This window comes from Variovorax sp. Soil_C_12 (assembly GCF_057657375.1).
The window spans coordinates 78,358-92,518 of record NZ_JBDGIO010000017.1; the positions used below are offsets into that span (position 1 = coordinate 78,358).

Sequence of the window (14,161 nt, forward strand, 5' to 3'; positions counted from 1 at the left end):
CCCTTCGAGTGGTCCCGGCTTCGTGCTTTTCGAAGCCCAAGCATGCGATTCCATCGCGATCCTTCACCAGCGTCATTCAACAACCAAGGAGACATCATGACCTTTCGAATCAAGCCTTCTCTGATCGTCGTCGCAGTGACCTTCGCGGTCCTGACCAGCACCCTAGCCAGGGCCCAGGACTATCCGAGCAAGCCGATCACCTTCGTCGTTCCATTCGCGGCCGGCAGCGGCACCGACCAGATGGCCCGCGTGTTAGCCCAGGTGATGGGTGACGAAGTCAAGGTGCCTATCGTGGTGGACAACCGCGCCGGTGCCAGCGGCTTCCTTGCCGCGCAGTACGTGGCCAAGGCGCCTGCGGACGGCTACACGGTGCTGCTAACCACCAATACCACCCAGTCGGCGAACGAACACCTCTTCAAGAAACTCCCCTACGATCCGGTGAAGGACTTCGCGCCGGTGAGCCTGTTGTCCAAGGGCTACATGCTGCTGCTGGTGCGCCCCGACTCGCCCTACAAGTCGGTGGGAGACCTCATTGCCGCTGCCAAGAAGTCGCCGGGCAAGCTGAACTTTGGCAGCGGCTCGTCGTCCAGTCGCGTAGCCGGCGAGCTGCTCAAGCAAATGGCGGGCGTGGACATGGTCAACGTGCCGTACAAGAGCAATCCCATGGCCATCACCGACCTTATGGGCGGACAGGTGGACTTCATGTTCGCCGATGCCCCAACGGCACTGCCCCAGGTGGAAGGCGGCAAGCTGCGTGCGTTGGCCGTGAGCGGCCCCAAGCGGATTGCTGCGGCCCCAAACATCCAGACGGTGGACGAGGCCGGGGTGAAGGGCTACGACATGTCGTATTGGACGGCGGCCTACCTGCCGGCTCGGACCCCGCAGGCCGTCGTGCAAAAACTCAATGGTTGGCTGGCGAAGGCGTCGACCACGCCGCTCGCAAAAGATTTTCTGGCCAAGACAAGCCAGGAGGAGGCCTTGAGCACGCCCGAGCAGTTGGCGCAGTTCCAGGCGACCGAGTCCAGCAAGTGGGGTCGCGTCATCAAGGCTGCGGGCATTCAGCCTGAATGAACCGACTCGCACCCGCCGACCCTTGGAGAGTCAGATCGTGAATAAGACCATACGCATCGGGGGCGCCTCCGGCTTCTGGGGTGACAGCAGCGTGGGCGCCACGCAGCTCGTGCAAAGCGGCCAGATCGACTACTTGGTGTTCGACTACCTGGCCGAACTCACCATGTCCATTCTGGCCGCCGCGCGCATCAAGAAGCCAGAGCTCGGCTATGCTACGGACTTCGTCTGCGTTGCCATGAAAAGCGTTCTCAACGATGTGGTGGCCAAAGTTTTCGAGTTGTGCAGATCGGGGAGCAGGGGCATGGCGTCATCGCCGGTGACAACAGCTATTCGCACATCACCAAGCCGAAGGGCATCGGTGGACTGATTGCGCGGCAATGCGTGGCCGAGCCTGATGTGGTGTGCGACTTCGCGCAGGTGTGGATCGTTCAGACAGACCCGGAGCATGTGCGGGTGATGGGCGCGCTGTGCCCCAGAACGTAGTTCTCTGAATCGTCATGGGAGGCTCCGTGTGCCGTGCGGAATGCCAACCTCGACCGCCGCGGCCCGGGCGACATAAGCGTCGCGCGGCTCGGTGGAATGACGTTCCCGCAGCGACACCAGCGGTACGTCCTTGATGAAGATTTTCGATGTTGCGTCGTCTCGATTCCTATTTCTCAAAACATGCGATCCTCGATAGCCAACGTGGCTTCGGAGCCATGTATTACGCTGTGCGACAGCGCCGCGGCACGGCTGATCACATGGTCTGCGTAGAACCGGGCGGTATGCAGCTTCGCAGCCAGGAAGTCGTCCGTGGCGCCGTCGCGCAGTCGGTCGTGCGAAATCAGTGCGGCGCGCCCCATTTGCCAGCCGCCGGCTACGACACCGAGCAACTCCAGGAAGGGCACCGATCCCGCCAGAACCTTCGCGGGGCTCTCTGAGTAGGTCGAGACAATGAACTTCACGGCCCGCTCCAGGGCCGCGATTCCGTCATCAAGCGCTATAGCGATGGCCGCCAAGGTTGAATCGTTCCTCTGGGCCAGTTCGGCTTCGATCGCTTTCACTTGGGCGATCACTGCTGCGACGGCTCGGCCGCCGTCGCGAGCGATCTTGCGCCCGACGAGGTCGGCCGCCTGGATGCCAGTGGTGCCTTCGTAGATCGTCGTGATGCGCGCGTCGCGCAGGTGCTGCGCCGCGCCGGTCTCTTCCACGAAACCCATGCCGCCGTGGACCTGGATGCCAAGCGAAGCGATGTCTATGGCGTTCTCGGTGCTCCAGCCCTTAACCACCGGAATCATCAGGTCCACGAAGGACTGGTGCATTTCGCGCTCTGCGGCGTCGGGCAGCCCGTGAGCGAAGTCCATAGACACAGCCACTACACACGCAAGGGCTCGCATGGCTTCCGTGCGCGACCGCATCGACATCAGAATTCGCCGCACGTCGGGATGACGCAGGATCGCCACCTTGTCGCGGCTCGCGGTGCCGGCCTCGGTGCCTTGCGTCCGTGTGCGGGCGTAGTCCACTGCACGCTGATAGGCGCGCTCTGCCAGGCCGATTCCCTCCAGGCCGACCCCAAAGCGAGCGGAGTTCATCATGATGAACATGTACTCGAGGCCCCGGCCCTCTTCGCCGACGATCCAGCCGACCGCCCCGCCCTTGTCGCCGAATGCAAGCACCGCCGTCGGGCTGCCGTGGATGCCGAGCTTGTGTTCGATCGAAACGCAGCGCACGTCGTTGCGCGATCGGAGGAGTCCGTCCTTGCCGACCAAAAACTTCGGCACCACGAACAGCGACAGTCCTCTGACGCCCTCGGGTGCGTTCGGCGTTCTCGCGAGCACCAGGTGAATGATGTTTGGCGTGAGGTCATGTTCACCGTAGGTGATGAAGATCTTTTGGCCGTGCACGCGATACGTACCATCGCCGTGCGGCACCGCCTTCGTGCGCACGGCGGCCAGATCCGAGCCGGCTTGCGGCTCGGTCAGGTTCATCGTGCCCGTCCACTCGCCGCTCACCAGCTTCGGCAGATACGTGTTCTTTAGCATGTCCGATCCGCGCAGCTGGATGGCCTCGATAGCGCCGTGGGTGAGCATGGGACACAGCGTGAATGCGACGCTGGCCCCGTTCCACATCTCCTCCACCATAGCGGAAACGAGGCGCGGCAAGCCCTGGCCACCGAACTCGGGATTGCACGCAAGGGCGTTCCAGCCGCCCTCGAGAAACTGGGCGTAGGCATCGCGCCATCCGGGCACCGTCGCAACCTCGCCGTCATGCCAGCGCGCGCCTTCGCGGTCGCCGATGGCGTTCAGAGGTGACAGCACGCCGCTGGCGAACTCGCCTGCCGCCTCCAGGATCGCCGTCGCGAGCTCAATGTTCAACTCCTCGCAGCCGCGAACTTTTGTGAGCTGCTGCAACGGTACCAACTCTTGCAGGACAAACGCCATGTCCCGCAGTGGTGCGATGTATTCGGTCATGTTGACTACTTCGATGCTTCCTGGATACTGTGAAGCGGCCGCCTGCGGTCCGGGGTGTGGCACCGGGAGTGGGCAGGCGAAACCTGGTCGCGCAATTGCTTTTCAACCACCCGGAGACGGCCCGCATTCACATCGGTAGGTGTCCCTTAGGGCGATCGACGCTATAGGCGCGCTAGGGCCCATACGACTGGACGAGCTGCAGGGCCGGTACGCGCTTCACAGCAAACCCTCAGGCACTTGCACCGGCATGGTCAGAAGGATCTGCGCCATGCTCTTGCCCAGCGGGTCGTAGCGCAGCGAAGCCATGCCGCCGCCGTCCAGCGCCTGCTCGCACACGAAATTCAGCGCGTCAATGCCGGGCAGGTCGTAACGCGTGACACGGCCCTTGACGAAGTGCGACAGGTAGTCCTTGACGCGCTCCTCCGTGACCTGCTGGCGCAGCACGGCAAGCCACTCTTTGCGCCTCGCCACCAGCCCGATGTTCGAGATGTCGCCCTTATCGCCACTGCGCCCATGCGCGATGCGGATCAGCGGCACTTGAACCGTCGGCCCCGCGGGCACCGTCCGGTGCGCAGCGGACGGCGTCGGGGTTGGCACTGCGTCGGCTTCGCCGGCGCCTTGCGTGAAAACCGGGATAGGGACCTCGCTGCGCACGCCGTTCATCAACACCGCAGGTGCGAGACGCTGCTTCGGCAACAGGAACGCGTACTGCTTGATAGACAACGACGGTGACGGCCGGCCGCCAACACCCCCGGCAGTGCCGGGCGCCCAGCTAGTGCCGGCGGGTGCGATCTCGCGAGCGAAAAGCTCCAGCGCCTTGCGGTTCTGGTGCCGCACTGCAAGCCACATCACCGCCTCGCGCGCCGCGTCGCGCCGGTGGTTGCTGCCGAAGCAGGCTTCTGACCCGATGATGTCGATGTGTGTCGCGTCGTAGTCGCCAAGCCCGGCTTCGAGCAGCAGCCGGCGCGTACGATCGAGGATCGCTTGCGCAGAGCGCCGCGCCTTGGCATCGGCATCAGCGCCGACGATGATCAGCAGGCCCGTGCAGCGATAGCCGTCGGCGTAGGTGCCCGACACCTTGTAGCTCGCGCTCGGCGCACGACCGCGCGCGCCGCGTACCTCGACTTGGTTCTCGCCTTGCAGGGTCCATGTCAGGTGCGTGAAGTCGCAGCTCACGTCGGGCAGCAGGTAGCGCGCCGGGTCGCCGATTTCGTAGAGCACCTGCTCGGCGACAGTGGCGGTGGATACCAAGCCGCCGGTGCCCGGCGACTTGCAGACGACGAAGCTGCCGTCGCTCCGGCACTGGACGATCGGATAGCCGATGTCGTCCCAGCCTGGCACCGACTCCCAGTCGGTGAACAGTCCGCCACTGCCCTGCGCGCCGCATTCGAGGATGTGCCCGGCCAGACTGCCCTGCGCCAGGCGATCGAAGTCGTCGCTGGCCCAACCGAACTCGTGCATCAGCGCGCCGAGCGTAACCGCGCTGTCGACGCAGCGGCCGGTGATGACGATCTGCGCGCCGTGGTCGAGCGCCTGCTTGATCGGCAGCGCGCCTAGGTAGGCATTGGCGCTGACCAGCTTGTCGGGCAGCTTGCGCGTGCCGTCCAGGCCGTCGACGCCGGATGCGCGCAACGCCTCGAACAGCGGCATCGCGTCGTCGCCTTCGACGTAGGCGATCTTGACGTCGACGCCCTGTTCGGCGGCGATCGCTGCAACGGCCTCGGCGCAGCCGCGCGGGTTCATGCCGCCGGCATTGCTGATGATCTTGATGCCGCGCTCGACCACTTCCTTCAGCAGGCTCTTCATCGTCACGCCAACGAAGTCGGTCGCATAACCGGCCTGAGGATCCTTCAGACGTGCCGCCGCGAGCAGGGACATCGTGAGTTCCGCGAGATAGTCGAACACCAGATAGTCGATCTCGCCGCGCCGCACAAGCTGCGGCGCGCCGACGCTGCTGTCGCCCCAGAAACCCGAAGCGCCGCCGATGCGGATGGTCTTTTGGTTAGCCGTGGTGTTCATTTCGCTTCCTCTTTGCTTGAATGCTTTGCCCTCAGAGCAGGGACAGTGCGTTTTCTCGCGGACGCAAGCTGGCCGCAGCGGCGAGCTTGTCCAGGCTGGCCAAAGCGTCCTGCGCGCGCGGTCCGCGTTTGAAGGGTGCAGGCCTCGGGCACCAGATAGCACGGCTTGCCCGGGTATGCGAAGAAGGACACCCGTGCCTTGGATCACCCATCACCAGGTTCCTGACTTCGGCCACGTAGGCGATGCGATCGGCTGCCAGCAAGTAGTTGCCGTGCTTCAGGTTTTGGCGCAATCAGTCGAGCGAAACCTTGGCAGTCTGCACATACTGGCGCCACCGGTCGATCTCGCTCAAGTAGAAATCCTGATACGAGCGCTGAGGCTTGTAGTCGAGGATCATGAACATCTTCTTGGTCTGCTCGACGATGGCCGGCTCTCGCAGGCTCGCCTCGATTGCATCGTGCAGTTGCGCGACGACGGCGGCCGGCATGCCCGCCGGCCCGACGATGCCCAACCAGGGCCCGTTGTCGATAGCGATGCCAACTTCTTTCATGGTGGGAATGTCTGGAAACTCCTGCAAACGCTGCGGCGCCGCCAAAGCTAGCAAGCGCAGAGCGCCACTGCGGATGTGGGGTTCGACAACAGACAGGGCGTTCACGGAACAGTCGATCTGCTTCGCCAGCTGGGCCTGCAACAGCGGTGCAGTGCCGTTGTAAGGTACGTGCACGAGGTCGACATTCTTCGATTGCTTGAGAACTTCCATGGTGAGGTGCGAGATCGTTCCTACGCTCCACGAGCCATAGGTCAGCGGCTCCTTGGCGTCCTTGGCCATCTGAAGGAACTGATTCAGATTCTTGGCCGGGTGCGAGGGGCTCACGACCAAGGCCAACGGGGTCGAACCGATCGGTGCGATGGCAAGGAACGCCTTCTTGGCGTCGTAGGGTGACTTCTTCAGCGCAGCAGGTGAAATCGCATGAGAGTCAACAGTCGCGTACAGAAGCGTGTAGCCATCGGCAGGGCTGCGCGCCGCGAGGCTGCTGCCGATCGTCCCCATCGCGCCGGCTCGGTTGTCAACGACGATCGGCTGGCCGAGCCGCTTGGAAAGGCTAGCGCCCATCATCCGTACGACCACGTCTCCTCCGCCGCCGGCCGTCCAAGGCACGATGATTGTGATCGGCTTTTGGGGAAAGGGACCTTGCTGGGCAAGCGCGCTCGTCGCAACCGTCGGGATCATCGCGGCACCGAGGCAACTCACCACCGTGCGTCGCGTTGGATGTGTTTGTCTCATTTCGTGTCCTTGAAGTGGTTCAGGTCTCTAGAAAGAAGGCATCAACGTTTGGCCCTCAGCGCAGCCAGTTCGGTTTCTGCCACGTCAACCCGCACCTTGCCCAGCGCGACCAGGCGCTTGGCTACGGCATCGATCTCGTCGCCGAGGGAACCGGCCATCATTGCGATGTTCTGCGCGTGCAGCGCCATGTGGCCCCGCTGCGCCCCTTCTGTGGCGAGTGCTCGCAGCGCAGCGAAGTTCTGAGCGAGGCCGACGGCAGCGATGATGCGGGCCAACTCCTCGGCCGACTTCACGCCCAGCATCTTCAGCGCCACCTGCGCCATTGGGTGGACTTTCGTGGCACCTCCCACCAGTCCAACTGCCATGGGGATCTCCAACACGCCGGCCAGGTTGCCCTCTCGCGTGACTTCCCAGCGCGTCAGGCTGGTGTACCGGCCATTGCGGCTGGCGAAGGCGTGGGCGCCAGCCTCCACCGCTCGGCTGTCGTTGCCAGTGGCGAGCACGACAGCACTGACGCCGTTCATGATGCCCTTGTTGTGCGTAGCCGCCCGGTAAGGGTCAGCTTCGGCAAAGTGGTATGCGATCACCATTCCGTCACGCACCTCGGCGCCGCCGATATCCTCAGTGCGCCACTCGCAGCGTGCGCGCGCGATGCGGCGGTCGGCAAGGTTGGTGAGGATGCGCAGATAGGTGCGCCCGCCGGTCCATTCCGTGATGCTCGGCCCCAGCTTTTCAGCCATGGTGTTCACTGCGTTCGCCCCCATCGCGTCTCGCGTGTCGACGACGATGTGCGTGATGACCATCGGACCGCTACGGCTTGGAATCACGCGAACTTCGAGGTCGCGGAATCCTCCGCCCAGCTTTAGCAGCACGGGGTCACAGCCGTCGCAGATAGCACGGATTTCGTCGCGCCGCTCGAGGATGCGGATGCGTGCATGCTCGGGGTCCGGTACTTCCACCAGCTGTATCTGGGCGATCATTTGCGTGCCCGACATGCTTGTGGTGAAGCCGCCGTTGTCGTAGCACTGCCGCGCCGCATTGCATACCGCGGCGATCACCGAGCTTTCCTCGGTGGCCAGCGGCACGAGATAGTCGCGCCCGTCGATGCGCAAGTTGGTGGCCACCCCCAAGGGTATGTTCATCGTGCCGACGACGTTTTCGACCAAGCGGTTCGCGAGCTCGAGGTCCAGATGGCCGCTGCCGGCCAGGAGGTCGCGGTCGGCCTGATCCAACCCGGTGAATTCGGCCACGCGCGCCACGCGCTCGGCCACGGTTTGCTTGTGGAAGCCGGATAGTCGGCTGCTGGGTGCATTCATGGTACTGACCCTTGGTAATGCCAGGTGGATGGATGGGAGCTGTAGTGCGTGACGGAACTGTATGAGCCCTGTACCAGTGATGCGAGGTACAGTTTTGCGGGACAGTAGTGCAACGGTTCCGAAGGCGCGCGACGCCCTGTCATAGTCCGGTGGTCGGTAAACCGGACGATCACCATGGCCTCAATAAATCCCGCTTCGATTCCTGTCACGCTGGCCGACTCGTTCGAACGCCAGATCCGCGAGAGCGCCTTCAAGCCTGGGGACAAGCTGCCATCGCTGCGCGAAGTCGCGCAGCACCACCGCTATGCGAAAAACACCGTTGTGGCGGCGTTTGAGTTGCTGGTCTCGCGGGGGTTGGTGGAACCCAGGCGCGGCGCCGGATACTTCGTGCGCGCGGTGGCCAATCCGAAGTTTGCTCGAGAGGGTGCGGGCTCCCTGGGGCGCGCGATGGATATTGTCTGGTTGATGCGCGAGCAGCTAAGAACGCGGCCGGGTACGCTGTTCGTCGGCGATGGCTTCCCGCCAGTGGAGTGGCTGTCCGAGGCGCGTCTGGACAAGTATCACCACAAGGTGGTGCGCACCGGGCTCGGCGCACTGTTCCGCTACAGCGACCGCTTTGGCTACCAGCCGCTTCGCGAGCATCTGGTGCGCAAGCTTGCCGACCTCGGCATCGGCGCAGAACCGCGACAGATCGTGCTGACGCACGGTGCGAACGACGCCCTAGACATGGTGGTTCGATACTTCGTGCCACCGGGCGCGGCCGTCCTGGTCGACGAACCCGGCTACTACCCGCTGTTCGGCAAGCTGAAACTGGCCGACGCGCGGATCTTCGGTGTGCCGCGGCTTGCGGATGGCCCGGACCTCGAGGCGCTGGAGGCGCTGCTGCTCGCCCACAAGCCACGGTTGTTCTTCACCCACTCGGTTGCACACAACCCGACTGGCTCCGACCTTTCAGCGGGCAAGGCGTACCGCGTCCTTCAACTGGCGCAGAAGCACGATCTGCTGATCGTCGAGAACGATCCGTTGGCTGACTTCAAGCCAGCCTCAATGCCGCGTCTGGCCTCGCTCGACCAGCTGGAACGAACGATTTACATCGGCACGTTCTCAAAGTCGTTTTCCGCCGCGCTGCGCGTCGGATTCATTGCCTGCGACGCCGACCTGGCCAGCGACCTAGCAGACTTGAAGGCGCTGGTTCATGGCAGCAGTTCCGAGTACTGCGAGCGCACGGTCGACGTGATCCTCAGCGAAGGCCACTATCAGCGACATGTTGGCCGTTTGCGGCAACGCCTTGGGGCGGCCACGGACAATGCTGTGCAGCTCTTTGAGTCGATGGGCGCAAAGGTGTTCGCAAGAACGCCGCAGTCACTTTACCTCTGGACCTCCCTTCCCGGTGTCGACGATTCGTTGCAGCTCACACAGGAACTCTTACCCCATAAGGTGGTGCTTGCTCCGGGCAGGATCTTTTGCTTGGACTCGGCCGCGGTCTCCCCGTGGTCGAGGTTCAACGTCGGTGTGGTCTCGGATCCGAGGTTCGCCAAAGCAATCAAAGCCGCGCTGCGTTAGATTGCCGCCGCGAGCCCGGACGGGTTCATTGCCTGCTGCGCCTTCCTGGGAATCGTTGTCCGAACTTCGGCAATGGGCGTATTGGAGTAGGGATTTCGTTTTCCGATGACCGCTGTGGCCGTAACCGACACTGAAGCCATTTATGCGAGCGGCCGCCTGCGGCCCGCATCCCGCCACACCCCTGCGCCGACGCTAGTAGCGGATCAAGAACTCATGGCCTCGCGGCCGGCCAGGCTTGGCGCTCCTTCAGGTTTTCAAAGGAAAACGAGTTAGCCGGCGATCGCGCTCGCTGCCACGGGCGGCGGACCCGCAAGCCAGACTTGGCCAAGCCGAGCGGCAAATGACGTGAACCATGATTCTGAGAGCCAGCGTGGGTTTGCGGCTCGCCGCTACTTGCGTAGTTCCACCTCAACGTGAAGCGAAGCCATGCGCGTTCGCATTGCGTATGCTCGTAGGCCGCGAAGCGGGTATTCGGTCGCGCCTCGTGGACGGCAGCGAACTCCTTTGCTTATCCTCGGCGTGACGGTCCGACACCCCATGCGACGAAGTCAAAACTGACCGTCATGCCACACACGCTCCATCGCTCGAAAAGGTCCTTCAGGCTTCAGGATTGCCTCATCAAACATCAACATCAACATCAAACCTTCCTTTTCGCTTGTTCGCGCTGGTCGTGATGCTCGACTCCGCCAGCGATCGACTTTGAAGGCCGCTCCCAGATGGCCGGTGTCGGCCTCATACCGGTCGTGGCGATCGGAAGCGCGAAAGGCTGGTGATGGCCGCGACTGTGAGTTCGCAGCCGAACCCGGCAGCGGCCCTTGAGGATGATGGCTTGGTTGTCCGATGGCAGCTGTCAGCGCGCCTCGGGAACAGGCGGTCCCGGGCCGATTGAAGCCTGTCACTGAAGAACGGCATCGCGCTGTTCCTCGGCGGACGCCGCGAGGGTTCCTTCTCGGGGATGCTGAACGTCGCGGCCTGTGCTTGACACGAAGAGCTGGACGACCGCTCTTCGCGGTGCCCAGTAGTCACGCCCCGAGCCGCTGGGCTGAGCGACGAACCAGGCGGCGGCATGATGCAAGAGCGCGTCGCCGTAGGGCCACTGGCCTCAGCAGTTTGCGGAGCCGACAAGGCGCTTGAGCTGCTCTCTCAACCCGGCCTCCAATGAGGCCATTATCTCAGCCGCAGACGAGCATTCGCGCGCCATTCGAAGTCCTTGGCCCGCAAACAATGGCGCCCATTCGATGTCGTTCTGCCGGACTGACTCGGCATAGATGTCATCTGCAGCCAGTGCCTGGTAGGGCCACCCCAGGACCGGCGCGGCCGTGGCATCCACCGCCCGGATCGCTTCGTTGTGGAAGGCTCGCGCTGGCCGGCCTGTCAGGGCGCGAGTGATTACGGTGTCGGTTTCGGTGGCCTCGATCAGGCGACGGCGGTAGGCCGCGAAGCTGCCGCTTTCGGTGGCCAGCAGGAATCTGCTGCCCAGCTGTGCCGCCTGGGCTCCGAGCACCAGGGCGGCAAGGACGCCGCGGCCGTCCATGATGCCGCCAGCGGCAACGACCGGAACCTGCAGGGCGTCCACCATCTGGGGTACCAGGGCCAGCGAGCCGACGAGCGGCGCCTCGACTCCCGAAGGGAGGTCGAGCGTGGAGCGATGGCCACCCGCCTCGCTGCCCTGCGCAACGATCGCATCGACACCGGCGGCCTGCAGTCGCAATGCGTCGGCCACCGACGTAGCCATAGCCATTACGAAGGCGCCCGACGCTTTCGCCCGGTCGACCCAGCGTCCTGGGTCACCCATCGCGAAGCTCACCACCGGAACCGCCGCTTGGCACACGAGGTCGAACTGTGCATTCATCGGCGAAGGCGGCAACTCCAGCGACGTGGCGCCGGGCGCCAGCCCGAGCCTTGACCGTCCGGCATCGAGCGCGCGCTGCATGCCGGCAACGTCCGACGGCATGGCGTCCGGCGGCGCAAGCAGGAAGTTCACCCCGAAAGGCCTCGCGCTCAGTCGCCGCACCGCGTCGATCTGCTCGCGCAGCTGGTCCAGCGAAAGGCGCGCCGCGGCGAGCATACCCAGCCCGCCGGCGTTGGACACGGCGGCGACGAGCGCAGGCGTGGTCCAGCCGCCCGCCATGGGTGCCTGCACGATGGGCAAGTCGACGCCCAGGCGCGTGCACAACGCAGTCCTCAGAAAGGAGTCGCGCAAGTCGATGGCTGACATGGTGTCCCTCCGGAGCCGATGGATTTGGAGTATCGGTCGCAGCCGCGGTTCTGAGCCAGCGAAATATCGAAGCGAATCCCGGCCGCTCACGCTTGGCGCAGCCTGGTGGGGTGAGATTGCCCGATTGCGGACTGTCATGCAAGGCGGCTCATGGCCGTTATGCACAGCTATCCATAACGGCCAGGAGCGGTCCTTCGGCCGCACCCATCGTGCGGCGGGTCGAGACCGACTACGGTCCTCCAATGGCGCGAACCGAACTGGCGGCTTCAACGCTTATGCGGACTTGGAACGTGTGCGCGCCGACGCTTACCATAGCGCCGCGAATTTGCGGTCAGACCTCCTCCCGGCATTTCTGCCTCTACTTCCTTCGCCCGAGCATGTGCGGGCCCGGCGCATCTCTGCCGTTTGCAATGTGCCGGCGTCCGGCCTCGCGGAAGTCAGTCGGCTTGCTGCCCGAGTGCTTCTTGAAGAAGCGCCCGAAGTAGGCTTCGTCGTCGAAGCCAAGTTCGGCCGCGATCTGCTTGACACTCAACGAGGAATAAACAAGCGTGCGCTGCGCTTCTTGCAGCACGCGCGCGTTGATTGCATCCAGGGTCGAAATTCCCATCACATCGCGACACAGGCGCCCGAGTTGGCCGGCGCTGATGCCAAGCGCCTCAGCGTAACGCTCGACCGGCCAGCGCTGCCGGAATTGTGCGTCGAGCAGGCCGCGAAAGCGCTCGACAGTGCGCGCCTTGCGCGAGCGCGGGTCGGTCCCGTCGACCGGAACGCCATGCCCGACGCGCGCGATGTGCACCATGAGCGCGGTCAGGAGTGACATGCCGGCCGCGCCCGTGGCAAGTCCGGTCGTGCGCGTCTCGCGCGCGATCGCATCGAACAGCGGGCGAAGAGCCTCGGCGTGTCGGCCCTCGGGGTCAACCGGCAGCACCATCGGCTGTAGCACTTGGCGTCTCAGGTCGGGCGCCAGCGCGTCGAGAAGTACCTCGATCGGGCGCTGCGCGGCGGTGAGCACCGGACCGTCGGTATCGTTCGCGTAGTGAAACGCGTGCACGCATTGCGCGGGCACGACGATGAGGCACGGTGACTCCAGCACCCAGCGTCGGCCATCGAGTAGCGCCTCGCCCCCTCCACCCGCCTCTATGTAGAGGATCTGCAGCATCGCTTCGTGTACGTGCGGGTCGATCTCCCAGCCGTAGATGCTCGATCGCTCCGGTATCCGCTCGCAATGCACGAGGTTCACTTCGACCGGCAAGGTCTCGTCCCCATAGAGGGCCACACGGGGGATCGCAGGCATTCGGGTTTATCCGGAGGGCGATTGGCGATGCACGAATTGTCCTGGAGTTGGCCGCCTCTGTCGATTGAGCGCGTGGCCAGCGGCGACGACCATACAGACCCATGGACACATCCTCTTCCCACCCCAACTGGACGGGCCTTCAGGGCCGCGTGTGTGTAGTCACCGGCGGCGGCAGTGGCATCGGCGCTGCCACCGCGCGCGCCTTGGCAAATGTCGGTGCGCAAATCGCGATCGTCGATCGTGACGAGACCGCCGCAGTCGCAGTCGCCCGGGCGCTATGCCACGGCAACGCGAGCGCCATCGGCATCGGATGCGACATTGCCGACGAGGCGGCAGTGCGCGAAGCGGCCGTGCGTGTGCGTCGCGACCTTGGTCCTGTTCACGGCCTGGTCAACAACGCCGGATTCCTGCGCGCAGGCACGCTGGAAGACGTCAGCGTCGCCGACTGGAACACGGTACTCGCGGTCAACCTCACCGGCCAACTCCTATGCTCCCGCGAATTCGGGCGCGACATGCTCGCCGCCGGCTATGGCGCGATCGTCCACGTGGCCTCAATCTCGGCGCTACACCCGCAGTCGAGCAGCGGAGCCTATAGCGCGAGCAAGGCCGCGGTGCTGCTGCTCAGCAAGCAGCTTGCCGCCGAATGGGGACCCCGCGGAGTTCGCAGCAACGCAGTCTGCCCCGGAATGATCCGTACAGCACTGTCGGCGAGGTTTTACGAGGAGCCCGGCTTCGAGGCCGCACGTGCCGCCGTCACCGCTAGCCGCCGGATCGGTGAACCTAGCGACATCGCCGAGCCCTGCGTGTTCCTGCTGTCGGAGCGCGCCGCCTACGTCAACGGAACCGAACTCCTGGTAGACGGCGGCCTGAACTGCATGTTGATGGACATGGTGCCCCGCCCCGGCTTCAACCGGACGACACCCGCGCACTGACACGACAACCCCA

At 64.3% G+C, this 14,161-nt stretch carries 9 protein-coding genes and 1 pseudogene; 4 read left to right on the top strand and 6 right to left on the bottom strand.

Annotated elements, in window-relative coordinates; all coding sequences use genetic code 11:
* Positions 1-96: 96 nt before the first annotated feature.
* Positions 97-1,071, top strand: a complete 975-nt coding sequence (locus AC3A6X_RS30965; protein WP_487845772.1) for a Bug family tripartite tricarboxylate transporter substrate binding protein — start codon at positions 97-99, stop codon at positions 1,069-1,071.
* 34 nt (positions 1,072-1,105) lie between these two features.
* Positions 1,106-1,333, top strand: a pseudogene (locus AC3A6X_RS30970) (acyclic terpene utilization AtuA family protein); the annotation flags it as partial.
* A gap of 394 nt (positions 1,334-1,727) precedes the next feature.
* On the opposite strand, the gene AC3A6X_RS30975 reads toward AC3A6X_RS30970, so the two are convergent.
* From AC3A6X_RS30975 to AC3A6X_RS30990, 4 genes are all read right to left on the bottom strand, one after another.
* Positions 1,728-3,521, bottom strand: a complete 1,794-nt coding sequence (locus AC3A6X_RS30975; RefSeq protein ID WP_487845773.1) for an acyl-CoA dehydrogenase — start codon at positions 3,519-3,521, stop codon at positions 1,728-1,730.
* Between the two features lie 216 nt (positions 3,522-3,737).
* A complete protein-coding gene (locus AC3A6X_RS30980; RefSeq protein ID WP_487845824.1) occupies positions 3,738-5,540 on the bottom strand; it encodes an acyclic terpene utilization AtuA family protein in 1,803 nt (600 codons plus the stop codon).
* A gap of 292 nt (positions 5,541-5,832) precedes the next feature.
* Positions 5,833-6,825, bottom strand: coding sequence for a Bug family tripartite tricarboxylate transporter substrate binding protein (locus AC3A6X_RS30985; protein ID WP_487845774.1), 993 nt, complete (start codon positions 6,823-6,825; stop codon positions 5,833-5,835).
* Positions 6,826-6,866: 41 nt separating this feature from the next.
* Positions 6,867-8,141, bottom strand: coding sequence for a hydroxymethylglutaryl-CoA reductase, degradative (locus AC3A6X_RS30990; protein WP_487845775.1), 1,275 nt, complete (start codon positions 8,139-8,141; stop codon positions 6,867-6,869).
* A 174-nt stretch (positions 8,142-8,315) separates the two neighbouring features.
* Here AC3A6X_RS30990 and AC3A6X_RS30995 point away from each other — a divergent pair, with 174 nt between their 5' ends.
* The gene (locus tag AC3A6X_RS30995) at positions 8,316-9,704 is read left to right on the top strand and encodes an aminotransferase-like domain-containing protein (protein ID WP_487845776.1); all 1,389 of its coding nucleotides are present in this window, start codon (positions 8,316-8,318) and stop codon (positions 9,702-9,704) included.
* A gap of 1,102 nt (positions 9,705-10,806) precedes the next feature.
* Here the strand turns inward: AC3A6X_RS30995 and AC3A6X_RS31000 are convergent.
* Positions 10,807-11,922 carry an NAD(P)H-dependent flavin oxidoreductase gene (locus AC3A6X_RS31000; protein WP_487845777.1) on the bottom strand — a complete coding sequence of 372 codons (1,116 nt, stop codon included), beginning with the start codon at positions 11,920-11,922 and terminating at the stop codon, positions 10,807-10,809.
* A 358-nt stretch (positions 11,923-12,280) separates the two neighbouring features.
* A complete protein-coding gene (locus tag AC3A6X_RS31005; protein ID WP_487845778.1) occupies positions 12,281-13,216 on the bottom strand; it encodes a helix-turn-helix domain-containing protein in 936 nt (311 codons plus the stop codon).
* Between the two features lie 101 nt (positions 13,217-13,317).
* On the opposite strand from AC3A6X_RS31005, the gene AC3A6X_RS31010 reads away from it, so the two are divergent.
* Positions 13,318-14,148 carry an SDR family NAD(P)-dependent oxidoreductase gene (locus AC3A6X_RS31010; RefSeq protein ID WP_487845779.1) on the top strand — a complete coding sequence of 277 codons (831 nt, stop codon included), beginning with the start codon at positions 13,318-13,320 and terminating at the stop codon, positions 14,146-14,148.
* Positions 14,149-14,161: the final 13 nt, after the last annotated feature.

Coding starts and splice junctions, on each gene's coding strand:
- AC3A6X_RS31005 (WP_487845778.1), bottom strand. CDS start 13,216: ATGCCTGCGATCCCCCGTGTGGCCCTCTATGGGGACGAGACCTTGCCG.
- AC3A6X_RS30965 (WP_487845772.1), top strand. CDS start 97: ATGACCTTTCGAATCAAGCCTTCTCTGATCGTCGTCGCAGTGACCTTC.
- AC3A6X_RS30985 (WP_487845774.1), bottom strand. CDS start 6,825: ATGAGACAAACACATCCAACGCGACGCACGGTGGTGAGTTGCCTCGGT.
- AC3A6X_RS31000 (WP_487845777.1), bottom strand. CDS start 11,922: ATGTCAGCCATCGACTTGCGCGACTCCTTTCTGAGGACTGCGTTGTGC.
- AC3A6X_RS31010 (WP_487845779.1), top strand. CDS start 13,318: ATGGACACATCCTCTTCCCACCCCAACTGGACGGGCCTTCAGGGCCGC.
- AC3A6X_RS30980 (WP_487845824.1), bottom strand. CDS start 5,540: ATGAACACCACGGCTAACCAAAAGACCATCCGCATCGGCGGCGCTTCG.
- AC3A6X_RS30975 (WP_487845773.1), bottom strand. CDS start 3,521: ATGACCGAATACATCGCACCACTGCGGGACATGGCGTTTGTCCTGCAA.
- AC3A6X_RS30995 (WP_487845776.1), top strand. CDS start 8,316: ATGGCCTCAATAAATCCCGCTTCGATTCCTGTCACGCTGGCCGACTCG.
- AC3A6X_RS30990 (WP_487845775.1), bottom strand. CDS start 8,141: ATGAATGCACCCAGCAGCCGACTATCCGGCTTCCACAAGCAAACCGTG.